Annotated in this window: 22 protein-coding genes and 1 pseudogene; 6 read left to right on the top strand and 17 right to left on the bottom strand. The window is 63.3% G+C overall.

What is annotated here, in order from left to right:
- Window positions 1-89 precede the first annotated feature (89 nt).
- The 3 genes from AC3RCP_RS15925 to AC3RCP_RS15915 form a co-directional block, all read right to left on the bottom strand.
- Window positions 90-1478: an MBL fold metallo-hydrolase RNA specificity domain-containing protein gene (locus tag AC3RCP_RS15925; protein ID WP_101337964.1), complete on the bottom strand. Its 1389-nt coding sequence runs from the start codon at window positions 1476-1478 to the stop codon at window positions 90-92.
- Between the two features lie 97 nt (window positions 1479-1575).
- Entirely contained in the window at window positions 1576-2496 is a 921-nt protein-coding gene (locus tag AC3RCP_RS15920) for a universal stress protein (protein ID WP_492570375.1), read from the bottom strand.
- A gap of 168 nt (window positions 2497-2664) precedes the next feature.
- Entirely contained in the window at window positions 2665-3555 is an 891-nt protein-coding gene (locus tag AC3RCP_RS15915; RefSeq protein ID WP_492570374.1) for a universal stress protein, read from the bottom strand.
- 328 nt (window positions 3556-3883) lie between these two features.
- On the opposite strand from AC3RCP_RS15915, the gene fnr reads away from it, so the two are divergent.
- Together fnr and AC3RCP_RS15905 are read left to right on the top strand one after the other, a co-directional pair.
- Window positions 3884-4630, top strand: a complete 747-nt coding sequence (fnr, locus tag AC3RCP_RS15910; protein ID WP_053261125.1) for a fumarate/nitrate reduction transcriptional regulator Fnr — start codon at window positions 3884-3886, stop codon at window positions 4628-4630.
- A gap of 23 nt (window positions 4631-4653) precedes the next feature.
- The gene (locus tag AC3RCP_RS15905; protein ID WP_492570373.1) at window positions 4654-5637 is read left to right on the top strand and encodes a zinc-dependent alcohol dehydrogenase family protein; all 984 of its coding nucleotides are present in this window, start codon (window positions 4654-4656) and stop codon (window positions 5635-5637) included.
- 12 nt (window positions 5638-5649) lie between these two features.
- On the opposite strand, the gene AC3RCP_RS15900 is transcribed toward AC3RCP_RS15905, so the two are convergent.
- Window positions 5650-6546, bottom strand: coding sequence for a universal stress protein (locus tag AC3RCP_RS15900; protein WP_492570372.1), 897 nt, complete (start codon window positions 6544-6546; stop codon window positions 5650-5652).
- A 222-nt stretch (window positions 6547-6768) separates the two neighbouring features.
- On the opposite strand from AC3RCP_RS15900, the gene AC3RCP_RS15895 reads away from it, so the two are divergent.
- Entirely contained in the window at window positions 6769-7332 is a 564-nt protein-coding gene (locus tag AC3RCP_RS15895; RefSeq protein ID WP_101337959.1) for a GNAT family N-acetyltransferase, read from the top strand.
- 56 nt (window positions 7333-7388) lie between these two features.
- On the opposite strand, the gene AC3RCP_RS15890 is transcribed toward AC3RCP_RS15895, so the two are convergent.
- The 4 genes and pseudogenes from AC3RCP_RS15890 to AC3RCP_RS15875 form a co-directional block, all read right to left on the bottom strand.
- On the bottom strand, window positions 7389-8306 hold the full coding sequence (locus AC3RCP_RS15890) for a universal stress protein (RefSeq protein WP_101337958.1): 918 nt from the start codon (window positions 8304-8306) through the stop codon (window positions 7389-7391).
- A gap of 133 nt (window positions 8307-8439) precedes the next feature.
- Window positions 8440-8907: pseudogene (locus AC3RCP_RS15885) on the bottom strand (MgtC/SapB family protein); the annotation flags it as partial.
- Between the two features lie 43 nt (window positions 8908-8950).
- Window positions 8951-9193, bottom strand: coding sequence for a hypothetical protein (locus tag AC3RCP_RS15880; RefSeq protein WP_178081065.1), 243 nt, complete (start codon window positions 9191-9193; stop codon window positions 8951-8953).
- 41 nt (window positions 9194-9234) lie between these two features.
- On the bottom strand, window positions 9235-10308 hold the full coding sequence (locus AC3RCP_RS15875; RefSeq protein WP_009043853.1) for an NAD(P)-dependent alcohol dehydrogenase: 1074 nt from the start codon (window positions 10306-10308) through the stop codon (window positions 9235-9237).
- 251 nt (window positions 10309-10559) lie between these two features.
- On the opposite strand from AC3RCP_RS15875, the gene AC3RCP_RS15870 reads away from it, so the two are divergent.
- Entirely contained in the window at window positions 10560-11492 is a 933-nt protein-coding gene (locus AC3RCP_RS15870) for a universal stress protein (protein ID WP_101337956.1), read from the top strand.
- A gap of 60 nt (window positions 11493-11552) precedes the next feature.
- Here AC3RCP_RS15870 and AC3RCP_RS15865 read toward each other — a convergent pair whose 3' ends face one another.
- Entirely contained in the window at window positions 11553-12191 is a 639-nt protein-coding gene (locus AC3RCP_RS15865) for a TetR/AcrR family transcriptional regulator (protein ID WP_492570371.1), read from the bottom strand.
- Between the two features lie 128 nt (window positions 12192-12319).
- On the opposite strand from AC3RCP_RS15865, the gene AC3RCP_RS15860 reads away from it, so the two are divergent.
- Window positions 12320-12979, top strand: a complete 660-nt coding sequence (locus AC3RCP_RS15860; RefSeq protein ID WP_492570370.1) for an O-methyltransferase — start codon at window positions 12320-12322, stop codon at window positions 12977-12979.
- 80 nt (window positions 12980-13059) lie between these two features.
- Here the strand turns inward: AC3RCP_RS15860 and AC3RCP_RS15855 are convergent, their stop codons facing one another.
- The 7 genes from AC3RCP_RS15855 to AC3RCP_RS15825 form a co-directional block, all read right to left on the bottom strand.
- Window positions 13060-14844, bottom strand: coding sequence for a SulP family inorganic anion transporter (locus tag AC3RCP_RS15855; RefSeq protein ID WP_492570369.1), 1785 nt, complete (start codon window positions 14842-14844; stop codon window positions 13060-13062).
- A 42-nt stretch (window positions 14845-14886) separates the two neighbouring features.
- Entirely contained in the window at window positions 14887-15708 is an 822-nt protein-coding gene (gene ppk2 / locus AC3RCP_RS15850) for a polyphosphate kinase 2 (RefSeq protein ID WP_492570368.1), read from the bottom strand.
- An 87-nt stretch (window positions 15709-15795) separates the two neighbouring features.
- Window positions 15796-16230, bottom strand: coding sequence for a nuclear transport factor 2 family protein (locus AC3RCP_RS15845; protein ID WP_009043842.1), 435 nt, complete (start codon window positions 16228-16230; stop codon window positions 15796-15798).
- 148 nt (window positions 16231-16378) lie between these two features.
- Window positions 16379-16903: a cupin domain-containing protein gene (locus AC3RCP_RS15840; protein WP_101337951.1), complete on the bottom strand. Its 525-nt coding sequence runs from the start codon at window positions 16901-16903 to the stop codon at window positions 16379-16381.
- 99 nt (window positions 16904-17002) lie between these two features.
- Entirely contained in the window at window positions 17003-18889 is a 1887-nt protein-coding gene (locus AC3RCP_RS15835) for a GldG family protein (protein ID WP_492570367.1), read from the bottom strand.
- A gap of 10 nt (window positions 18890-18899) precedes the next feature.
- Window positions 18900-19634 carry an ABC transporter permease subunit gene (locus AC3RCP_RS15830; RefSeq protein ID WP_009043839.1) on the bottom strand — a complete coding sequence of 245 codons (735 nt, stop codon included), beginning with the start codon at window positions 19632-19634 and terminating at the stop codon, window positions 18900-18902.
- Entirely contained in the window at window positions 19631-20554 is a 924-nt protein-coding gene (locus tag AC3RCP_RS15825; RefSeq protein ID WP_007925682.1) for an ABC transporter ATP-binding protein, read from the bottom strand. The genes AC3RCP_RS15830 and AC3RCP_RS15825 overlap by 4 nt, the downstream gene beginning before the upstream one ends.
- 335 nt (window positions 20555-20889) lie before the next feature.
- Here AC3RCP_RS15825 and AC3RCP_RS15820 point away from each other — a divergent pair, with 335 nt between their 5' ends.
- Window positions 20890-21933 carry a hypothetical protein gene (locus AC3RCP_RS15820; RefSeq protein ID WP_256593364.1) on the top strand — a complete coding sequence of 348 codons (1044 nt, stop codon included), beginning with the start codon at window positions 20890-20892 and terminating at the stop codon, window positions 21931-21933.
- 63 nt (window positions 21934-21996) lie between these two features.
- Here AC3RCP_RS15820 and AC3RCP_RS15815 read toward each other — a convergent pair whose 3' ends face one another.
- Window positions 21997-22779 carry a substrate-binding periplasmic protein gene (locus tag AC3RCP_RS15815; RefSeq protein WP_101337948.1) on the bottom strand — a complete coding sequence of 261 codons (783 nt, stop codon included), beginning with the start codon at window positions 22777-22779 and terminating at the stop codon, window positions 21997-21999.
- Window positions 22780-22794 lie beyond the last annotated feature (15 nt).

Below are 22794 nucleotides of genomic sequence, written 5' to 3'. Positions count from 1 at the left end.
TGCCGAAACAATCCGGCAGGACGGCTGGGGCGACTTGAAGCCGGGCCAGTTTGCCCCTTGCCGGGAAACCGGCAAGGGGCTTTTTGCTGTCAGGACGGCAGATGTGGGGGCTGGTCGATAAGGGAAAGCTCGACGCTGTCGCGATACTCCGGCACCGAGACCGACCATCCCAGCTCCTGGCTGATGCGCCGGCGCAGCACGTCCGAGGCGTTGGGTTCGCCGTGCACCACAAAGGTGTGCTTCGGTGGCCGCTTGAACCCGCGCAGCCACTGCATGATTTCATCGGCGTCGGCGTGCGCGGACAAGGTTTCCATCGGCACTACTTCGGCGCGGATTGGCACATCCTTGCCGTGGATACGCACCGACTCGGCGCCCGCGACTATCTGCGCGCCGCGGGTGCCGCCGGCCTGGAAGCCCGGCACCAGCAACGTATTGATCGGGTTGGGGGCCAGCGCCTTGAGGTGGTGAACCACCCGGCCACCGGTGGCCATGCCACTGGCGGCGATGATCACCGCGGGCGTGCGTTGCAGATCCAGGTTGATCGATTCCTGGGTCGTGCGCACGAAATGCGCGACATGGCACATGCCTTCACACTCTTCCTGGGAGAGACGGTGCTCACTGCGAAAACGCTGGTACAGGCGCGTGACATCGGTGGCCATGGGGCTGTTGAGGTAGATCGGCAGGTCTGGGATCGCTCGCCGCTGTAGCAGCCGGTACAGGTGATACATCAGCAATTGCGCGCGCCCGACCGCAAACGACGGTACCAGGGTGATGCCGCGGCGCATCGCGGTACGGTTGATGACCTGTGCCAGTTGCTCTTCCGGCGACTCGACGGGGTGCCGGCGATCGCCATAGGTCGACTCCACCAGCAAATAGTCGGCGTGCTCGATGGTTTCCGGGGCGAACATCAAAGGGTCGTTGGGTCGCCCCAGGTCCCCGGAGCACACCAGCGTGACGCCGCCGGCCACGACTTCCACCGTGGCCGCGCCAAGAATATGCCCGGCGCAGCGCAGCTGGATGCTCATACCCGGGACGATATCGACCCGATGGTGCAACTCCAGCGGCCGCAGCAGCTTCAGGGCACGTTCCGCGTCCTGCTCGGTATAGAGCGGCAGCGCCGGGGTGTGTTTCGAGTAACCATGGCGATTGGCGAACTCGGCCTCTTCCTCCTGCAGGCGGCCACTGTCGCGCAACAGGATTTTCACCAGCTCACAGGTGGCGGCCGTGGCATACACCGGGCCTCGGTAACCGTTGCGCGCCAATACCGGCAGGTAGCCGCTGTGATCCAGGTGGGCATGGGTCAGGACAATGGCGTCCAGCTCGCGAACCGGTAGCTGGAACGGGTCCCAGTTATGCAGGCGCAACTGCTTGTAGCCTTGGAACAGGCCGCAATCGATCAACACGTGCTGGCCTTCATGCTCCAGCAGGTACTTGCTGCCGGTGACTGTGCCAGCCGCGCCGAGAAATGACATTCGCATGGCTGTCTCCTTGAACCTTCATGGGAGGGCTATTGATCGCTCCTTTCGCCCTTGCGACCGTTGACTTTTATCAACCGTGGCTGTGCCCACGGTCATTTCAGCCGGTCTCGGCGGGCGGTTTGACCAGCATCAGGCTGCAGGGGGCATGGCGCAGCAGGCGCTCGGCGGTACTGCCGACGAACATCTCGACGCCGTGGCGGCAGGCCGTGCCCAGCACGACCATGTCGAACACGTTCCTGCGAGCGAAATGGCCGATCACCTGATGGGGAATGCCGGCCAACAGATGTCGGTGTTTCTGCTCGACCCCATAACGTTCGGCGAGCAGATCGAAGGCCTCTTGCTGGGCATCGTTGACCGCATCGCGCAAGCTGCCGTCCAGGCTCGAGGTCGGCACACTCATCACCGCGTCGCCCACCACCGACCAGTTGCTGACATTGAGCAGGTGCAAGGTCGCGCCGCAGGACATTGCCAGCGTCGAGGCCAGGTCGAGAATCCGGGCATTGAGCCCTTGGGTCAGGGCCTCCAGGTGCGACAGGTCGATGGCGGCGAGGATCTTCAGCGGCTTGGGGTTTTCCGCACTGCTGACCAGGTGCAAGAAAGCGGGACAATCCCGCAACAGCAGCCAGTCCAGAGGCCTATGGAAGACCCGGTCGAGTGCCGGCACCCGTTGCACATCCTTGATCAGCAGGTCCGGGTGGAAGTCGTTCACGTACTCAAGCACGTGGGCCGGGCTCAACCTGGCCCAGACCACTTCAGTGGTCACCCGCAAGCCCTCGCAGCGTTGAAAGCGCGCCTGCTGTTCGAGCCAGTGGCGGTGCACCTGCAGGTAACCTTCCCGGACCTGGCTCATGGCGTCGTGGTCGAACAGGCCGGCCACCGCCAGCGCGTTGACATGATCGAAAGCGACAATGTGCAACATCGCACCGGTTGCGCTGGCCAGCGCCAACGCCCGGTCGAACGCCGGGGTGCGGGTCATCTCGATTGGGGCAATGAGCAATAAACGCTGGATTCTCGACATCGCACACCTCGTCCTGGTAACGCTTCGCCTGCCTTACCGCAAGCCCGGCTTCCTGCCGGAGCCTTGGTACCCTTGCCGATGGGTCATCGGCGATGCGCGGCGCCCGATCCCGGCCAGGGCCGCGCCCTTCTGCCCCTGCTCTGCCCGAAGCCTGCTCCGGTGCCTCCCCTAGACCGCCAGAACGCTGCAAGGCGCCTGATACAGAATATGTTCGATCGTGCTGCCCACCAGCTTGGCCAGCCCGCGGGACTGGTTCCTGCCCATCACGATCACATCCACATCCTGCGCGTGGGCAAACTCGCTCAGCACCGAGACGGGTGGGCCCTTGATGAAGTGTCGACAGTCGGCAGGCACGCCGAAGCGCTCGGCCAGTCCGAGGAAGGATTGTTCCAGATCCTCGCGCAGCTTGCGGGTAAGGTCCGCCAGGGTCAGACCGACGCCGCTCATATTTTCCAGAAAGGCCGCGGAGATATCACAGGCGTACAGCAGGTGCAGCTCGGCATCGCACTGCAAGGCGAGACTGGAAGCCTCATGGATGATCCGCTCATTGAGTTCGTTGTCCGCAGGCTTGGTGTCCGACACTTCGACCGCGGCCACGACTTTGCGCGGCAAGAGGCTGCCATTCCCGCCAGTCAGGTACACCGGTATCGGGCAATGGCGCAGCAAGTGCCAATCCAGGGGGGTAAAGAGCGCGCGCCTGAGCCGCGGCTCATGCTCTATCTGCTTGATCAACAGGTCGGGCTGCATTTCCACGACATGGTCGAGGATGCCTTGCTGCATGTCATCGACCCATGCCACCTCCATCGTCACGGCCAGCCCCTGGCCGTGCAGGTCTTCTACCTGGGCCTTGAGCCAGTCGCGATGGTCCTGCAAGTAGCTTTCCCGGGCCTGTTGGCGATCGCCCTCTTCGAGCAACCACAGAATATCCAGCGACCTCATCAAGGCCGCGATATGCAGGCTCGCGCCGCTGGCCCGGGCCAGGGCCGCGGCGTGATCTATGGCATGGGAATGGCGTTGAGCCGGGTTGATGATCAGCAACAACCGTTGGTACTGGCTCATGATCGACCTCCAGACAGGTGGGCTTCGATGCCAGGTGCCCGTTGATGAAGGCAGCCGCTGCGCCCTCGCGGGATCGGCATCAGTGTCGACCCAGACTCCTCCCTGCGCGCCTCCAGGGTTCTGATCTATGTCAGATCCCCGCGCGAAGCGCCGAAAAGCGCCCCTGCGCAGATAAACCTGAGGACCCGCCCCTGGCGCGTCCTGCCTGAGCTCGATGAGGGGGCAGGTGTTTTTCCCATTCGTCGCCTGCTTTTCGCCAGCAGCCGAGCGGCCCGCCCTGGCAAGGCACAGGAACTATGCTTCACCCACCAATAGAGGGCTTACTGGCATGCCCGACACCCGAGTGTCCCCCAACCACTATCTCAAGGCTGCATGCGCCAACTGCAGTGTCCTGGAGTTGTGCCTGCCGCTTGGCCTGAGCGGGCCGGAGATCGAGCGTCTGGATACTCTGATCGTGCAACGCTTCAAGGTTAAAAAAGGCGCGGCCCTCTACCGTACAGGCGATCCCTTGCGCTCGCTGTATGCGGTCCGCATAGGCTCGTTCAAGACCAGCATGGTTTCAATCGACGGTCGAGAACAGGTCACCGGCTTTCAGATATCGGGCGAGATGCTTGGTCTGGATGCCATCAGTGCCGACGAACACGCCTGCAGTGCGTTCGCCCTTGAGGACAGCGAAGTCTGTCCCATCCACTTTGCTCAACTGGAGAAACTCGCCCAGGACTTGCCATCCTTGCAACACAGCCTGAACAAACTCCTGAGCCGAGAAATCGTGCGCGATCACAGCATGTTGATGCTGATGGGCAACATGAACTCCGACGAACGCCTGGCGGCCTTCCTGCTGAACCTGTCGCAACGCCTGAGCCTGCGTGGCTACTCGTCCAGGGACTTCATCCTGAAGATGCGCCGCGAGGAGATCGGCTCCTACCTGGGGCTGAGGCTGGAAACCATTTGCCGGGGCATCGCGCACCTGCGGGACCAGGGGCTGGTGGAAATTTCCGGGCGGGAAGTCAAGGTCCTGAACCTGGAGGGGCTCAAGCAATTGGTCGCAGGTTGCCACCGCTCGGCCCTGCGCTGACCCTGCACGTCCGGAGAATCGTCATGCGCGCCATGGTCCTGCATACACCCGGCGAGCCGCTGCGACAGGAACAACGCCCGGTCCCGACACCCGGCCCCCGGCAACTGCTGATCAAAGTCCTGGCCTGCGGCGTCTGCCGCACCGACCTGCACCTGGTCGATGGCGAGTTGCCCCAGGCGCTGCTGCCACGGGTGCCGGGCCATGAAATCGTTGGCCAGGTGACCGCGGTGGGTGCAGACGTCGCGCCCGGCTGGATCGGCCAGCGGGTGGGCGTTCCATGGCTCGGCTGGACATGCGGCGAATGCGAGTTCTGCCGCACCGGCCGGGAAAACCTGTGCGACCAGGCGCAATTTACCGGCTGTCACCTGGACGGCGGCTACGCCGACTACACGGTCGCCGACGCCCGTTTCTGCCTGCAGATTCCCGAAGCGCTCCCGACCACCCAGGCCGCGCCGTTGCTGTGTGCCGGGCTGATCGGTTTTCGGGCGCTGCGGATGGCCGGGAACGCGCGCCACCTGGGCCTCTACGGTTTCGGCGCGGCGGCGCACCTGGCGATTCAGGTGGCGTTGGGCCGGGGGCAGCAGGTGTATGCCTTCACCCGACCCGATGACCGCGCGGGCCAGGACTATGCCCGGTCGCTGGGGGCCAGTTGGGCCGGTCCCTCGGATCAGGCGCCGCCGCACCCGCTCGATGCCAGCCTGATCTTCGCCCCCGTCGGCCCGCTGGTGCCGGCGGCGCTGGCGGTCACGGTCAAGGGCGGCTGCGTGATTTGCGCCGGCATCCACATGAGCGACATCCCGGCATTCCCTTACCGACTGCTCTGGGGCGAACGCAGCGTGCGCTCGGTAGCCAACCTGACCCGTGAAGACGGCAGCGCGTTTTTCGCAGAACTGCAGCACACCCCCGTCCACTGCGACGTCACCTGCTTCGCCCTGGACGATGCCAATCAGGCACTGGAGCGCCTGCGGGCCGGTCAGTTCAACGGGGCGATCGTGCTCACGCCGTGACGCCCGAACCGTTCACCTGACCGCCAGAATACTGCCCGGCACCGAGTACAGCGCCCGCTCGGTCGTGCTGCCGATCAAGCGGTCGATCCCCATCCGGTGCACAGTCCCCATCACCACCACATCGGCCAGGTACTGCTCGATGAAATCGCTGATCGCGGGCACCGGCGGGCCCGGGACAAAGTGCCGGCGTTCCGGCGCGATGGCATAACGCTCCGCCAGGCTGACAAACGCCAGATGCAACGACTCACGCAGCTCCTCGACGACGTCCATGCCCCAGCCACCGCTGACCAGCGGTGCATCACCATTGAAGGCCGGCGACAGGTCATAGGCGTACAGCAGGTGCAGTGGCGCATCGCATTGCAAGGCCAGGGCGTTGGCCGTCTGGATGATGGTGTCGTTCAGGCCGCTGATCTGGGTCGGTGGATCGAATGGGTCCACCGCCGCCACGACCCTGTGCGGCAATCCGTAACGGGCCTGATTGACCAGATGCACGGGGATCGGGCACTCACGCAGCAGATGGCAATCCAGGGGCTTGATGAACACCCGCTTGAGCAGCGGCTCCAGGCTGACGTCCTTGATCAGCAGGTCCGGACCGAGCTCCTCGACCGTCTTCAGGATGTCCAGCAGCGGATGGGTGGTGAACAACACGTCGACCGTCGCTTCCAGCCCCAGGTCGCCGAGCCGCTGGGTCTCTTCGGCCACCCATCGGCGATGGCGACGCAGATAACGCTGATAGCCCGCCTCGTCGACTCTCTCTTCCCACAGATGCACCACCGGCGCCGGCTCGGCGAAGCCGCGTACATGCAGCACAGCCCCGCTGGCCCTGGCCAGCGCGACAGCCCGTAGCGAGGCTGGCGACTGATGCAGGGTTGGATCGGCGATCAGCAGCAAACGTTGGTAATGCCCCATCACACACCTCGCTCAGGCACCGGTCGAACAGGCCGGCATAGACCTAGAGTGCGCCTTGTCCGCCGGCAAGTGCCTTGATGTACATCAGATCCCACTCGATGAGCGACGCCTGTCGCCGGTGTCTGATCCAGATCAGATCCGACCGTCATCAGCGGGGTAAAACGAAGCGAACCGCGTGTGCCCTGCCGCGCGGCCCCTTTCGGCCGTATGGAGAACCCCATCATGCTCACTGTCAAAAACCACAACGAACGGGCCGCCGCCGTCTACGCCGCGGTCCCCGGAGAACACTGGATCGAAACGCTGAAGGACGGCCATCATGTGCTGATCCGTCCACTGGCGGAAAAGGACCGCGAGCGGGAGTACGCCTTTATCAGGCGCCTGTCTCCCGAATCCAGGCACATGCGTTTTCTCGCCCAGATCAGCGACCCCAGTGGCGCCTTGCTCGATCAGTTGATGCACACCGACGGCAAGCAGCACATGGCGTACGTCGCGCTCGCTCACGAAAACGGACAACTGATCGAGATCGGTATCAGCCGCTACGCCGCCACGGGCGAGCACGAATGCGAATGCGCGGTAACCGTCGCCGACGAATGGACGCACCTGGGCCTGGGAACCTTATTGATGGAGCATCTGATCAAGGCTGCCCGCAAGAACGGCTTTCGCCAGATGTATTCGGTCGACGCCGCCAGCAATGCGCCCATGCGTGACCTGGCCAAGACCCTGGGTTTCGAACGGAGTCACGATCCCGACGACAGCCGCCAGGTCATCCATCGCCTCCACCTGTAAACCAGCGCCCCGTGGCGTACCGGCCAGCGGGCCGCCACGGGCGATTCAATCCTCAATCAGAGCGTCTTGTCCGGTTTTATCGCCAGTACGCTGCACGGAGCCCGGTGCAAAAGCTGCTCGGCGGTGCTGCCCAAGAGTTTTTTCAGCCCCTTGTGCTGCACGGTTCCCATGACAATGACGTCAGTCCGGTGGGCAGTCGCAAAGTCACAGATACACGACAGCGGCGTACCCTCGATGAAATGGCGACGCTCTGGAGGCACGCCATGGCGTTCGGCCAGCGCCGCGAATGCCTCGAATTGCGCCTCGCCCAACACTTCGTAGATCCCGACGCTCAGCGGCAGCACGCCAACCCCCATGTCCTGGGCATATACCGTGGCCCAGTCATACACATGCACCAGCTCGAGTGCCGCGGCACACTGCCCGGCCAGCTTTATCGCGGCGTCGATAATCTGGTCGTTGAACACCCTGTCCTGCTCATCGCTGCGCAGCACATCGACGATGGCCAGTACGTTGCGTGGCCGTGGGTTGAGGGCATTGGTCACCAGGTGCACCGGTACCGGACAGTCCCGTAGCAACTGCCAATCCAGGGGAGTGAAGAACACGCGCTTCAAGGCAGGCTCTTCTTCGGCATCCTTGACGATCAGGGCCAAGGGCATCTCATTGACGAAGTGCAGGATTTCTTCGAACGGATGCTGCACCCAGAGCACTTCGCGAGTGACCTCGATCCCCTGTTCGCTCATCGAGCGAGCCTGCTCGTCAAGCCATTGCCGATGGCTTTGCAGATACCCGTCCCGGGCCTGGGCGATCTGTTCGGGTGCGAACAGGCCGGCCACCGCCAGCGCCTGCAAATAATCGAACGCCACGATATGCAAGGGTAACTGCATCGCCCGGGCCAGCGCCGCAGCGCGGTCGAATGCCGGTGTGCGGTTCATGGAGGGAGGGGCAATGAGCAGTAAACGCTGGGTCTGCGACATAAGGCACCTCGGCACGCGGCCATCTCAGAACACGGAATGGAATTGCAGATTGAGCGTTCCAGGGCCGGGTGACTTGATCTTTGTCAGCTACCCGAAGCGACAGGTTTCAGTACAGCCAGATGCCGGCCCACATCGCCAGCGGCAGCACGACCAGTGCGGCGATCAGCAGTACCAGCCCGTCGCGCATTTCCGCTTCGCTCAATTGACTGCGGGCGAAGTGATGCAACTTTTGTCGATACGTCAGCAGCCCCGCCATCACCACGCCAATGGCAATCGCCAATTCCGGCGCCGTGCCGCACATAGCCCCCAGCGCCAGCACCGTGAGCAACGCCACTTCGCTGGTCACGCCCGGGTCGCTGCCCAGGCTTCGCCAATACGCCACGGTGATCAGCAAGGCCACGCAGATCTCCATGATCCCCAGCAACAGGGCACCACCGACCTGCATCGCCACATACCCCAGCAGCGCGGTAATGGCGAACGTGCGCAACCCCGCACAGGCACGGCTGTCTCCTCGCCCCTTGTGCCGTTCGCGCTCCAGACCGATGAGCAAGCCGATTCCCAGCGCAGCCGCCGCGCCTTCCAGGCCAAGGGTCGCGCTCATAGAGCCTCCCTGTGGATGAACCTTGCCGCCCTGGCCACGAGGGTCACTTCAGCAGGCCAGGGCAAGCCCCCTTCCTGGTAGCCGGAGCGGATCGGTCGCCGGCTGTCCGAGGGGGGGCCTTCGTCTGGCCAGGGCTGGTCGGCCAGGGATGCGGCGCATCGATGCGCGCCCGGAGTTGACCGACGAAAGCCGTCGCGGCTTCCAGGCTGCAGAAGCCCACCGTCAGGGCATCCATGTGCACGAGCCAGCCATGGCCTGTCGGTTTCGCTGTGATGTCGATGATCATCGATCGCCTCCGCTCAAGCACCCGCGTCGCCCGGCCGGGCATCACGGGGTAATCGCCACCTTCATGACCCCGTCCCGCTGGTGAGCGAACAACTCATAGGCGGCTTCGATATCGTCGAGTTTGAAACGGTGGGTCACCAGGGGCGACAGATCGACCCCGCCGCTTTGCACCACCGCCATCAAGCGGCGCATGCGTTCTTTGCCGCCGGGGCACAGGGTACTGACGATGCTGTAGTCGCCCAGCCCGGCGGCGAAGGCGTCGAGGGGAATGTGCAGGTCGCTGGAATAGACACCGAGGCTGGACAACCGCCCGCCTGGCCGCAAGACGCGCAAGGCGGACTCGAAGGTGCCCTGGGTACCCAGCGCTTCAATGGCCACGTCGACGCCACGGCCATCGGTCAGCGCCATGATCTGCTCGACCACGTTACCGTCCTTGAAGTTGACCACATGGGTGGCTCCCAGGCGTTTGGCGACCGTCATGCGCTCGGCCACGGCATCCACGCCGATGATCTGGCTGGCACCCTTGAGCCGCGCACCGGCTACCGCGCAGAGGCCGATCGGCCCCAGGGCGAATACCGCGACGGTATCGCCGATACTGACCTCGCCACGCTCTGCCCCGGAAAACCCGGTGGACATGATATCGGGGCACATCAGCACCTGTTCGTCGCTGAGGCCGTCGGGGATCGGGCACAGATTGGCCAGGGCATCCGGCACCAGCACGTACTCGGCCTGGCAGCCATCGATGCTGTTGCCGAACTTCCAGCCGCCGATGGCGCGAAAGCCATGGCGGGTGTCCGGGCCGTCCTGGGAAGCGCAACCGCACAAGCAGGCATAACTTTGCCCGCTGGGCGTGATGGCCCCGGCAATCACTCGCTGCCCCTCGACAAAACCGCGCACCTGCGAGCCCAGCCGCTCGATGATTCCCACCGGTTCATGACCGATGGTCAGGCCCTTGGCCACCGGGTACTCGCCCCGCAGGATGTGCACATCGGTGCCGCAGATCGTCGTCGTGGTGATACGCACCAGGGCATCCAGTGGCCCCACTTCGGGGATCGGCTTTTCATCGAGCACGATCCGGTTCTTTTCAACGAAAATTGCCGCTTTCATGGTGGCCATGACGATCCTCCAACCTTGAGCCCGCGCTGAGCCCGGCAAGGCTTTCAGGCTGCGCCGGGAGCAAGGGCCTGGACTTGATCATGATCAATAATTCATCAATGGCCCCTCGCGACTGACCACACGTCAGCTGGCCCGCTCCACTGTCGGACGGGTTGATACAGATCAAGCGCGCACCGCCGGCCGCAGGCAGGATCGCAGAGGGTTTCACGGCCAAAGACGCGTTGCCGTCAATTACCCCTGGGAGAGTCGTCATGTCCGAGCAATCACGTTTCATGCTGGTCGCCTCGCCGCTGATGGAGAACAGCCCCGCCTTCGATCGGGCCGCCGCCCTGGCCAGGGCCGAAGACGCAGCCCTGCACATCGTCGCCTTCGACTACCTGGAAGGCCTGGCCACGGCCAGCCTGGTCAACGAACAGGCCCTGGAGCAGATGCGCCTGGGTTATGTCGAACGCCATCGCCAGTGGCTCGAAGAACAGGCCCGTCCGCTGCGCAAACTGGGTGTCACCGTCACCACTGAAGTGATATGGGTCGAAAGCCCGCTGCAGGAAATCCTGACGCACCTCAAAGAACAGCCCATGGCCCTGCTGATCAAGGCCCTGGAGCATCAATCGCGGCTGTCGAGGGTGTTCTTCACGCCCCTGGATATCCACTTGCTGCGCGAGTGCCCGGTGCCCCTGCATTTTGTCAGCCACCTGCAGCATGCATTGCCGCGCAAGATCGTCGCGGCGGTCGACCCGTTCCATCGCGATGACCAGTACCAGGACTTCAACGACCGGATACTGCATGAGGCGAGCAAACTGGCCAGCGCCTGCAACGCCGAGCTCGACGTGGTCTATGCCCATGACCTGTCCTCTATCGGCGCGGACGAATTCAACTTCGACCAGAGTTCGACGTTTTTCTCGACAAGCAAGGCCAAGACCCTGTTCGACGCACAGGCCGCGGCCTTCGACGAACTGGCCGAACGCAACGGCATTGCGCCGGAACGCCAGCACATGATCATGGGCAGCCCGGCCAAGGTCCTTGCCAGTTACGTCGCAGCCTATGACATCGACGTGATTGTCATGGGCAGGGTTGGCCATCGCGGCAGCTTGGGGCGCCTGATCGGCAGCACGGCGGAGCAGTTGCTGTACCAGCTGCCTTGCAGCGCATGGGTGGTGTCACCCCAGGTGCTGATGGCTGAATAACGCCCTTTTTCAGGAGACTTGCCCGCGCGCGCCAGGCCGGCCACCTTGCGGCTTTACCAGTCAGTCAGCGCGGCGCGCCAGTTGCGTGAGGTAGGCGCAGAACATGTCTGCCATCGCGTCGGCGTAGGTCTTGATCTCTGCGGCGGTGCGCGGGCTTTCTGAAAAGTCCTTGCCCACGCTGCTGAGCGTGGCGGTGATCAAGTCGCTGGCCAGGGCGCGGGTGGCCTGTGGCGCCTCGGGCAGCGCCTCCTCCATGAAAGCCTGGAAGATCCGCTCTCCTTGCGCCTTCACGGCCTGCGCTTCGGGGGCGTCGCGGTACAGCGGCGCGGCGTCGTTGAGCGCCACGCGCATCCTGGCTTCCTCGCATTCGGACTGGATAAACACCCGGACCAGCACCCGCACCCGCTCCAGTGGGGCTTTGCCACCCTCTTCGAGGATGCCGCGCAGCATCTGCGTGGTCTGTTGCCACTCATCGCTTTGCAGGCGGAACAGGATCGCCGCCTTGTTCGGGAAATATTGATACAGCGAACCGATGCTGACGCCGGCCTTCTCGGCCACCCGCGCGGTGGTGAAACGCTGCGCGCCCTCCTTGGCCAAAACCTGAGTAGCGGCTTCCAGGATCGCCGCCACCAGCTCCGTCGAGCGTGCCTGTTTAGGCGCTTTGCGCGAGGAAACCTGCGGGGTCCGGCGGTTGCTCATGATGGCCCGACAGGGCCGCAGCCAATGCGAATAGCCGAGAGGGTCACTTGCTCATATCCTCTGAATGCGACGAATTGATCGCATTTTAGCCACGCGCCGCAAGGCGTCAACTTCGGACGGGATGCCCCATGACCAGCACATTGACCACCTCCCCACTCGCGCCCCTGCTCGATCGCCTGTTCGAGCAGGCCGATACGGCGACCAGCCCGGCCGTCGCCGGCATCTCCCGCGAGGAACGCGAACGCCTGATGCACAGCAAGACCGAATACCTGGATTTCTATGGCCGCCTGAAAGACCTCTGGCTGCCCGTTTCCCGCGAGACCGGCGAGCTGCTGTACATGCTGGCGCGCAGCACCCGGGCCCGGCACATCGTCGAGTTCGGCACCTCGTTCGGCATCTCGACCCTGCACCTGGCGGCGGCCATCCGCGACAACGGCGGCGGCCGCCTGATCGGCAGCGAGTTCGAGGCGTCCAAGGTGCAACGGGCGCGCCAGCACCTGCTCGAAGGCGGCCTGGCCGACCTGGTGGAAATCCGCGAGGGCGACGCCCTGAAGACCCTGGCGGTCGACCTCCCCGAGTCCATCGACCTGCTGCTGCTCGACGGCGCCAAGGCGCTGTATGCCGATATCCTGGCCCTGGTCGAAAGCCGCCTGCGGCCGGGCGCGCTGATCGTCGCCGACAACACGGACTACTGCCCGGACTACCTGGCCCGGGTCCGTTCGCCCGCCAGTGGCTACCTGTCCGTGCCCTTCGGCGGCGACGTGGAACTGTCAATGCGGTTCGCCTGAGTCGCCCCTGGAAGGCGAGGCCCGGTCAAGATCGGGACCTGATCACCCATGACTTTGTCAATGAATCGCGCCACTGCCGCTCAGCGATCCTCGCGCCCTTCCCCCTCCAGCGGATGCTGCGCGAGGTAGCTGTCGACGGCATCGCCGATGGTCGGGAAGAACGCCGCCTCGCCGAAGCGTGCGAACAGCCCGAACCGCTTCAGCTTGTCCTTGACCGGGTCTTTCATCTGGGCCACGCACAGCTTGATGCCGGCCTGGTGCAGGGTGTCGTCCAGTTCCGCCAGCATGTCGGCGGACGTCACGTCGACGCTGGTGACCGGTTCCGCCGCCACCACCAGCCAGCGAACCGGCGTTGGCGAGGCCGCCACGGCGTCCAGCACCCGGTCATGGAACAGCTCGGCATTGGCGAAGAACAACGGGGCGTCCCAGCGAAACAGCACCACGCCGGGGATCAGGCGCGCGTCGGGATAGCGCGTGATGTCGTGATAACCCTTGACCCCTTCCGCCCGCCCCAGGACCGCCGAGTAAGGGCGCCAGCCATCCCACAGGAACTCGATGACGGCGATCACGATGGCCAGGCCGATGCCCTCGATCGCGCCCAGCACGGCCACGCCGATGGTGCAGACGATGGACAGCCAGCACTCCCATTGCTGGATGCGATAAATCCGCCGCAGGTCGCTGACTTCGATCAGGCCGATGGCCGATGCGATCACCACCGCGGCCAGGGCGCTGGTGGGCAGACTCTCCAGCAGGTTCGGGGCCAGCACCAGCAGCAAGGCCACGGCCAGGGCGCCTATGACTCCGCTCAGCTGGGTCCTGGCACCGGCGGCCTCGGCCACGGGGGTGCGCGACGAGCTGCTGCTGATGGCAAAGCCCTGGAAAAATCCGGCCGCCAGGTTGGCCACGCCAAGCCCGACCATCTCCTGGTTCGGGTCGACGTAGGTGCGGGTCCGCGCTGCGTAGACGCGGGACAGCACGCTGGTATCGGCGAACGAAACCAGGGCCACCGCGCAACCGCCGATCAGCACCGGGCCGATATCGGCGCGGCTGATCCAGGGGATGGCGAACGTCGGCAGGCCTTGTGGCAGAGAACCCAGGACCGACACACCGGCTGTTGCCGCAAGGTCCAGCACAGCGACAGCGACGGTCGCCGCGGTGACGGCGATCAGAATGCCCGGCACCCGCTGGCTGTTCTTGAACAGCAGGATCACCGCCAGGGTCGCCGCGCCGACCATGAAGGCGGTCCAGTTGGTCTTGCCCTCCAGCACCGCTGTGGCGATGGCCCACAGGTTGCTCAGCGGCCCGTTGGCCTCGACCGAAAAACCGAAGAACTTCGGCAACTGGCTGATCAAGACCGTCAGCGCGATGCCGTTCATGTAGCCGTAGCGGATCGGCTTGGAAAGCAGCTCGGTGACAAACCCCAGGCGCGCGATGCCGGCCAGGATGCACACCGCCCCGGCCACGATCGCCATCATCCCCGCCAGGGCGACCGCGCGCTGCGGGTCGCCGCCGGACAGTGGCAGGACCACGGCGAGGATCACCGCGGCCAGCGAGGAATCCGGCCCCAGTACCAGGATCCGGCTGGGGCCGAACAGCGCATAGGCGAGCAACGGCACGATGGTCGCGTAGAGGCCATAGATGCCGGGCAGCCCCGACGCCACCGCGTAGGCGATGCCGACAGGCACCAGCACCGTGGTCAGCACCAGCCCGGCCACGAAGTCGTGACGCAACCAGGCCACGCGGTACCCGCGCAGCATGCGCAGCCCCGGCAGCCAGCGGCTCCAGCGATGCTGTTCGTCGCCAGCGTCCCGGCGGGCAATCCGGCCAGGTTCCGGGACGGGCGGAGAAGACCCCGAATGGTTCATCGGACGCTGGCCTTGGCGGGTAGATGGGCTGATGCCTGGTGCTCAGAACTTCTGCGGAACCCGTCGCAACGGATGGTCCGATTCCCGATAGCCGCCCGGCTTCTGGCGTTTGGGCAACACCACTTTCTCCCGTGGTACTTCCTTGTAGGGAATGCGGCTGAGCAGGTCGCTGATGATATTGAGACGCGCGCGGCGCTTGTCGTTGGAGTCGGCCACCAGCCAGGGCCCATGTTCGGTGTCGGTGGCCTTGAACATCGCGTCGCGGGCACGGGAATAGTCATACCAGCGGCTGTATGACTTGACGTCCATCGGCGTCAGCTTCCAGATTTTGCGCCCGTCCTTGATCCGTGCTTCGAGGCGGCGGGTCTGTTCTTCCGGGCTGACTTCCAGCCAGTACTTGAGCAGGATCACGCCCGAATCGACGATCGCCCGCTCCACCAGCGGCACCGCCTTGAGGAAGGCGACCGCCTGCTCTTCGCTACAGAACCCCATCACCCGCTCGACGCCCGCGCGGTTGTACCAGCTGCGGTCGAAGATCACCACTTCGCCCGCCGCCGGCAGGTGCGGCAGGTAGCGCTGCAGGTACATCTGGCTTTTCTCGCGATCGGTCGGCGCCGGCAGCGCCACCACCCGGAACACCCGCGGGCTCAGGCGCTCGGTCAGGGCCTTGATGGTCCCGCCCTTGCCAGCGCCGTCGCGTCCCTCGAAGACGATGCAGATCTTGATGCCTTTTTCGCGCACCCACTCCTGCAGCTTGACCAGCTCCACATGCAAGCGGCGCAACTGGTCCTCGTAGTCTTTTTTGCTCAGTTTTGCGGGTTCAGCGGGAGCACCCTTGGTGGCGCCCTTTTTGTTTTTTGCCATGACCGGAACCTCGTGCTCGCTTTCATCGATCGCGTGAGTCTAGTCGAGGATCCGGCCTCCACAGGGCGGCCCAGCTCTCGCCGCCGCTCAGCCAGACGCCTTGCTCGCCGCCAGATAGGGCGCCAGACGGCGCGCCATTTCTTCGCCGAGGGCCTGCAGGCCGCTCATGGGACGGACCATCACCTCGAACTCGACGATCTTGCCGGCTTCGTCGAAGCGGATCAGGTCGATGCCCTTGATCTGCCGCTCGCCGACCCGTGCGCTGAACTCCAGCACCACGCTCAGGCCATCGGCGGTGACCAGTTGACGGTGATAGGCGAAGTCGCTGAACACCTTGAACACGGTATTGAGGATGGTCGAGACCACCGGCGCACCCGGATAAGGTGTATGGGCCATGGGCGAACGGAATACCACTTTCGAATCCAGCAGTTCAGGCAAGGCGCCCAGGTCACCCTGGGCCAGCATGGCGTGCCAGCGTTGCAGGGAGGCGGCAGCCTGGGGATGCAGTTTCAGATCGGACATGGTGTTCTCCTGTCACTTGCAGGGGGGTCGGGGAGCTGTCGTTCGACGGCGATTGACCGAGCCACCATAAGCGCCGGGCGCCGGGCGCAACAATGATCGCAAGTGACACTTGACTGATCGCAACGAGCAATCCGCGTGCTGGCTTTCTTCAGGGCTGGCAGAGCCGCTCGAACAATTTGGCGTGCCGCGGGAAGCGTTCGCTGAGCTGGCGCTTGCAGCCCAGCTGCATGTCCGCGTAGTCGAACCCGGGGCACACCGCTTCGCTGATCAGGCCGTAGCCCGCCGCGCCGGGCAGCAGCCGCGAAGCCTTCCATACACCGCCGGGAACGTGAAGCTGCAAGCACTGACCGGCCCGCACGTCGCTGCCCATCACCCGGGTTTCCAGGCGGCCATCCGGGAACACCAGGCAGTATTCGAGGGCATCCCCGAGGTGGAAGTAATGCAGGATGTCGGACTGGTTCAGATGAAAATGACCGATGGGCGAATCCCCGGTCAGCAGGTAATAGATGGAGGTCATCAAGTACCGCTGCCCGCCCGCACTGGCGAGCATCGGCCGCTGGTCCGTCTGGAAGGTCCGGCGGTAGTAACCGCCTTCCGTGTGCGGTTCCAGGTCGAGGGCGGTCAGCAGTTGTCGGGCGCTGCAAGCAGGCGTGGACGGGAGCGGGTCAGTCATGTCGGGGTCACAGGTCAGGGAGTTGCTCCCAGCGTAGCAGCGCCTCGCCCTGGCGCTGGCCCGACCTGCCGCATGGATGGCAGGTCGGGCCCTGGTCACTTACGCTCGCCGCGAGCCAGCTACCTTGCCGAGCGGCGCAGGCTTGCGCGACAGGTCCTTGCTCCGGCGCAGGTAGCGCACGACCCAGACCAGCAGCATGCCAAGGCTCAACAGCAGCGGAACCGCGGCGATATTGAGCATCTTCAAGGTCCTTCCAAGCTCATCGATATCGGCGTTCAGCTGGTATTGCACCTCGCGCAGTTCCTTGCGAATGCGGGTTTTCTCCTGCATGAACTGGCGCACCGTCGCCTGCTGTTCGGCGCTGAGGGTCTCGCCCTTGTCCGGCGAGCCCTGCAACTGCTGCAGCTTGCCTTCGGTTTCCTCGAGGCTCTCCTCGAGGGCGAAGCGCTTGGCGCGGAAGCTGGCTTCGGCCTCGCGGCGCAATTGCTCCACCACCACGAACGGACGACTGTAGGGGCCGCGCGAGCGCAGGCTGTTCAGGGCGTCCGAACCGGCGAGGTTGTCCAGGGTATTGAGCACGAAGGAGGCGTTGTCGGCCCATGGCCGTGCTGCCGGACGCCCGTTGACGTCCTGCATTTCCAGCCACATCCGGTCGCTCAACAGGTCCGTATCGGCCACCACCACCAGGTTGACCTGCTGCGCCTCCTTGAGGCCGTCCTTGCGACCCTCGATGCCGTCGGCAAAGGCTGTGCGTACCGGGCCTTGCACCCGGGCGGCGATCACATAACGCTGGTTGGGCTGTTCCTGGTCGCGCAGCATCTGTTTGCGGTCGGCTGGCTTGTCGAAACGGTCCGCCTCGAAGGCCTTGGCCGAGTCGGAGCTGTACATCAGCGGGGTAAAGCGCGTGCTGGCGCCGGCCACCGGTTCGAGGATGCCGGCGGTGGTCAGGGCAATGAACTCCAGCCCGGCGGTACTCGGGTCCTGCTGGCTCAAGGCAGCTTGCGGCACACCCAGGGTGAACGGCCGCGGCAGCGGACGCCCGTCCTCCTCGGAAGTCTCCAGCAAGGCATAGAGGTTGTCCCCCAGTACCTTGCCCGGCTGCATATGAATGCCCCAGGCCTTGAACAATGGCTCGAGATTGGAGGACTTGTCCTTGCTCTGGATGCCGAAGTACTCCTCGCCGGAGTCCTGCTCGCTGTAGGGATCGACGAAGGCCACCAGCTTGCCGCCGCGCAACACGAACTGGTCGATGGCGTACAGGGTCGGCTGCGAGAGTTTTTTCGGGTGCAGCAACATCAGGATGTCGACGTCTTTCGGGATGTCCTGGGTATCGGGCTTGAGCTGTTGCAGATCGAACTCCCGACGCAGCTCCTGGATCAGCATCCACGGTTCGGTCTTGCTCTGCGTGCGGATATCGAAGCCACCGTTGGCCGGCAGGCTGCTCAACAGGCCCAGGGTCGGGCGCTTGGGGTTGGCTAGGGTCTGCAGCAAGCGGCTGATGTCGTACTCGAGGAACTCTTCCTGGTCCGGCGCGAAAAACTCGATCGCTTGGGCGTTGTTCTGCTCATCGATACCGGCCAGGCCGAAGTACACGGGCGCCCTGCCCTGCCCCAGCGGCACGGCCTGCAGGCCGAACTCGGCGGCCTTGTCCTCTTCCGCGGAAAACGGCAGCGGGTCGATGACGTGCAGGCGAATCTTACCGTCGGCCTCGCGCTCATAAACCTTGAGCAGCTCCTGGACCCGCTGGGCATAGCCGCGCATTGGCACCAGTTCCTTCGAGCCGCTGTCGGAAAAGTAGAAATACAGGTCGAGCGGTTGTTTCAGCTCCGCGAGAATCTGCCGGGTGCCGGCGCTGATGGAATAGAGCTTGTTCTGGGTCAGGTCGAGCCGGACACCGGTGAGCAGTAGCCCTGTCACCAGATTGAAGGCCAGGAACAGCAAGGCAATCAGCAACAGGCCGGAAGTGGAATACAGCATGCGTTTCATCGAATCGTCCTCACTCGGCTTTCTTCAGGTTGACCGTCACCACCGTGGCCATCAGCCAGGCGACGATCACGCTGAGGAAATACAGCGGATCGCGCAGGTCGATCAGCCCTTTGCTGATCGCGCCGAAATGCGTCAGCAGGCTCAGCGAGGCCAGCAAGTCCAACAGCCATTGCGGCGCCCACGGGTTGAGTGCATCCAGCACCAGGGAGAAACCGCAGGCAACGAACAGGAAACACACCATGAAGGCGAGGATCAGGGCGATCACCTGGCTCTTGGCCATGGCCGACATGCAGGAGCCGATCGCCAGGTAGGTGCCGGCGAGCAGCCAACTGCCCAGATAGCCGGTCAGGATCACGCCGTTGTCCGGGTTCCCCAGGTAGTTCACGGTGAGCACCATGGGCAGGGTCAACAGCAGGGTGATGCCGGCGACCACCCAGGCGGCGAGGAACTTGCCGACCACCGCTTCGAAACAGCTCACCGGCAGGGTCATCAGCAATTCGATGCTGCCGGACTTGCGCTCCTCCGACCACAGGCGCATGGCCAGGGCTGGCAACAGGAACAGATAGAGCCAGGGATGGACGTCGAAGAACGGCGCCAGGTCCGCCTGGTTGCGCTCGTAGAAATTGCCCAGGTAGAAGGTGAAGACACCCGAGAGCACCAGGAAGATCTCGATGAACACGAAAGCCAGCGGAGTGGCGAAGTAGCTGCCCAGCTCGCGCTTGAAAATCACCGGTAACTGTCTCATGCCGACTCTCCCCGGGTCAGGGTCTGGAAGACCTCGTCAAGACGACCCTGTTCCAGTTCCAGGCGCTTCATCTTCCAGCCACGCGCGGTCACCAGCGCGTTGACCTGAGGGAAAATCACCTCGCCAGGCCGCGCCAGCAGCGTCAGGCTGCCCTCGGCCGGGTTCTCCTCGACGCCCGCCACTCCCGGCAAGACCACCAGGGCCAGCAGGTCCAGCGGTTCGTCGGCCTGCAAGGTCACCGCCTGGCGATAGCGCGAACTGCGCTCCAGCTCGTACGGCGTGCTGTCGGCCAGCAAGCGGCCATTGCTGATGATCAGGGCACGGTTGCAGACGGCCGACACCTCTTCGAGGATGTGGGTCGAGATGATCACGATCTTGTCCTGGCCCAAGTCCTGGATCAGTTGGCGAACCAGTTGCTTCTGGTTAGGGTCGAGGCCGTCGGTGGGTTCGTCGAGAATCAGCACCCGCGGATCGTGGAGGATCGCCTGGCCCAGGCCGACCCGGCGGGTGAAACCTTTGGACAGGGTCTCGATGGTCTGCCGGCGGACGTCGCCGAGTTCCAGCAGGTCGATCACCCGGTCCACCCGTTCGCGCTTCTGCGCGCCGCGATAGCCGCGAACACTGGCAATGAACTCAAGAAAGCCCTGTACCGCCATGTCGCTGTAACTGGGCGCGCCTTCCGGCAGGTAGCCCATCTGCTGCTGGGCATGACGGGTCTGGGTGCGGATGTCGAACCCCAGGATGCTCGCGGTGCCGGAGGTCGGCGCCAGAAAGCCGGTGAGCATTTTCATCGTGGTGGATTTGCCTGCACCGTTTGGCCCAAGAATCCCCAGAACTTCTCCCGGGCCGATATGACAGGACAAATCGTCGACCGCGACCTGCCCGGAAAAAGACTTGGTTAGTTTGGATATTTCGATCATGGCTTCCAGGTTCAACAAGAGAAGTCTGAGGTGAACAGCTAAAAGCCATTCATATTCAGCAGGGGGTTGAGATTGAATAGTTGTAACAGGATCAACAGCTGTGTTGTGTCGGAATGGGCGCAATACAATACACGCTGATATTTTTAATGAGGGTGTAAATCCATATGAATAAGACTATTCAATAGAATTATAAGATTTATCCTACAAACCTGGAGTATTGCTCTTAACGCCAACCGACATTATTTCCTAGTATCCTAGCGCTCATATTTTTACTTGAGCTTACTGGGTGACATATGCTCTTACGCACTATCTCCATCGAAAACAAAGAGCAGCAAATGCTGACAGCAGCTTTGCTCTGCAGTTTTTCTGTTCCAGAAGCAGGTCGAAACTTTCTCGCCTATAGCCTGAACGAAAGCCTTGATGACGATAATCTGCGCGTCTATATCGCCTTGTTATTCAACGAAGGGGGCAATTACTGCCTGGGCGCCCTGGACTCGGACGAGGACGGGCAGCTGGCGATTCGCGTGTTCAGCCAGATCCTGCGCGAGGCAGCCACCGGCGAACACCGTGAAAGCGATGTGCCCTACCATCTGCTGGACCTGAACAAACAACAGTTACCCCCTGCCGCCGCCGCGGACCATCGCCTGTTGAGCACCAAGAAAGAGTGGATCGCCAAGCTGCTGAGCTTTCAGAATTCGGCTCAATTCGGCCCGGCGGCCGAGCATTTGCCCACAGCCATCGATGACCAGCAACTCGACGCTGCCCTGGCGCAGCTCGACGAACAGGCAAACGACAGCGCCGAGCAAGAACACCACGAATCCACCGCGGCTGCGGGCAGCTGCGCAACGCAAAGCCCCCAGCCAGATGCGCCCGAAGCCGAAATTCGCTACTCCGATGCCGGCCCCCTGCCAATACCGGACGAACAGCAGTCCCCGGTCGAACCCCAGGATGAAGCCTGGCCTTTCCCGGGCACCGACCCCGAGCACTTCCTGCAGGATGTCGAGGCGAGCCTGATGGAGTTTTCCAGCATCGCCAATCGGCTCAAGCAACAGAAACTGCAAAGCCAGGCGCAACAGCAGACCCTGGACTCCAGAGAGTCCCAACTGCAGGAGAAAGAGCGCGCGTTCGAACAGAAGGAAGAGCAGTTACAGCAACTGCAACGGCAACTTGATGAAGATCGGCAATCCGACAGCACGGTACGGGCGCAACAAGAAGCGCGTCAGTGCGAACTGGATAAACGCGAAGAAGCATTGCAGCAAAAAACCAGGGAGCTGGCGGAGCAATTCAAGAAGCTCAACCATGCCAAGGACAACTTCAACAACACCCTTAGAAGCCTCAACGAGGTCATTCGGCTCAACGAGGATGCGCTGTCCGAATAAGCTTTTCTTGCTCACCGGACAGACTCTAATTACTACCAGGGTCGGTAAACCTGAAGCGGCTAATTATAAATTTCCAGACTTTGCCAAAGGGGCGTTATTCAGATAGCGGTCTTTGACTTTCTCGATATAACCATCACGGCGCATGGCCTCTATGGCCTTCGCAACATGGGTCACGACCTCGGCGTCGCACACTTTGGAACAAGCGAGGTACAGCTCATGACTCACCATGGGTGGGCTCATCAACAGCGGCCGGCTGGAGACGCGTTTCCAGATATACCGGCTTTCCTGAACCCCGTTGAACCAGGCGTCCACCCTGCCCTTCAACAACAATTGCGCGGGGTTCTCGCCGATCTTGATCGCATAGATCTGCTCCGGGGCGAAGCCTTTGCTGCGCAGGATTTCTTCCTGGGCACTGCCCAACCCCACGGCGATGGCCTTGAAACGCTGCCGGGCTTCTTCGAAGCTCGTCACTTTATGCTCGAGGCTGAAAAACGCCCGATCCATCGGCATGATCGGGGCAATCCAGGTGTAGCGATCTTCCCGCTCGGGCGTGCGGCTAAGCGGCGCAATCAGGATGTTGTCATTTTCGATGGCGTATTTCTGCGCCCGCGCCCACGGCAGGGTTCTGGGTTCGCTGGCATATCCACTGTTGTTCAGTGCCCGCAGAACAATGTCGCCGACTATGCCGTGACGATCGCCCTGATTGACCATGGTCAGGGGCGGCGCGTCCGGGATCAGAAACTCGAGGGCTTCGTGCGCCTCGAGCACAGGAATCGTTCCCGGGAATAGCGGCAGTAACAACAGACTGAAAAGAGCAACGCCTTTGGCGGGTGTTATGTCAATCACACAACGAGCCTCTTG

The sequence above is a fragment of the Pseudomonas sp. GW822-FHT05A08 genome, assembly GCF_058800485.1.
Note: the sequence above shows the minus strand (reverse complement) of the source record. Positions and strands in the feature narration are given on the sequence as shown.

Bases quoted from the DNA above. Each gene is read 5' to 3' on its own strand.
- AC3RCP_RS15855 (WP_492570369.1), bottom strand. From the start codon at position 14,844: ATGAACCATTCGGGGTCTTCTCCGCCCGTCCCGGAACCTGGCCGGATT.
- AC3RCP_RS15920 (WP_492570375.1), bottom strand. From the start codon at position 2,496: ATGTCGAGAATCCAGCGTTTATTGCTCATTGCCCCAATCGAGATGACC.
- AC3RCP_RS15860 (WP_492570370.1), top strand. From the start codon at position 12,320: ATGACCAGCACATTGACCACCTCCCCACTCGCGCCCCTGCTCGATCGC.
- AC3RCP_RS15875 (WP_009043853.1), bottom strand. From the start codon at position 10,308: ATGGCCACCATGAAAGCGGCAATTTTCGTTGAAAAGAACCGGATCGTG.
- AC3RCP_RS15835 (WP_492570367.1), bottom strand. From the start codon at position 18,889: ATGAAACGCATGCTGTATTCCACTTCCGGCCTGTTGCTGATTGCCTTG.
- AC3RCP_RS15865 (WP_492570371.1), bottom strand. From the start codon at position 12,191: ATGAGCAACCGCCGGACCCCGCAGGTTTCCTCGCGCAAAGCGCCTAAA.
- AC3RCP_RS15840 (WP_101337951.1), bottom strand. From the start codon at position 16,903: ATGACTGACCCGCTCCCGTCCACGCCTGCTTGCAGCGCCCGACAACTG.
- AC3RCP_RS15895 (WP_101337959.1), top strand. From the start codon at position 6,769: ATGCTCACTGTCAAAAACCACAACGAACGGGCCGCCGCCGTCTACGCC.
- fnr (WP_053261125.1), top strand. From the start codon at position 3,884: ATGCCCGACACCCGAGTGTCCCCCAACCACTATCTCAAGGCTGCATGC.
- AC3RCP_RS15890 (WP_101337958.1), bottom strand. From the start codon at position 8,306: ATGTCGCAGACCCAGCGTTTACTGCTCATTGCCCCTCCCTCCATGAAC.
- AC3RCP_RS15870 (WP_101337956.1), top strand. From the start codon at position 10,560: ATGTCCGAGCAATCACGTTTCATGCTGGTCGCCTCGCCGCTGATGGAG.
- AC3RCP_RS15925 (WP_101337964.1), bottom strand. From the start codon at position 1,478: ATGCGAATGTCATTTCTCGGCGCGGCTGGCACAGTCACCGGCAGCAAG.
- AC3RCP_RS15900 (WP_492570372.1), bottom strand. From the start codon at position 6,546: ATGGGGCATTACCAACGTTTGCTGCTGATCGCCGATCCAACCCTGCAT.
- AC3RCP_RS15825 (WP_007925682.1), bottom strand. From the start codon at position 20,554: ATGATCGAAATATCCAAACTAACCAAGTCTTTTTCCGGGCAGGTCGCG.
- AC3RCP_RS15915 (WP_492570374.1), bottom strand. From the start codon at position 3,555: ATGAGCCAGTACCAACGGTTGTTGCTGATCATCAACCCGGCTCAACGC.
- AC3RCP_RS15845 (WP_009043842.1), bottom strand. From the start codon at position 16,230: ATGTCCGATCTGAAACTGCATCCCCAGGCTGCCGCCTCCCTGCAACGC.
- AC3RCP_RS15905 (WP_492570373.1), top strand. From the start codon at position 4,654: ATGCGCGCCATGGTCCTGCATACACCCGGCGAGCCGCTGCGACAGGAA.
- AC3RCP_RS15880 (WP_178081065.1), bottom strand. From the start codon at position 9,193: ATGATCATCGACATCACAGCGAAACCGACAGGCCATGGCTGGCTCGTG.
- ppk2 (WP_492570368.1), bottom strand. From the start codon at position 15,708: ATGGCAAAAAACAAAAAGGGCGCCACCAAGGGTGCTCCCGCTGAACCC.
- AC3RCP_RS15820 (WP_256593364.1), top strand. From the start codon at position 20,890: ATGCTGACAGCAGCTTTGCTCTGCAGTTTTTCTGTTCCAGAAGCAGGT.
- AC3RCP_RS15830 (WP_009043839.1), bottom strand. From the start codon at position 19,634: ATGAGACAGTTACCGGTGATTTTCAAGCGCGAGCTGGGCAGCTACTTC.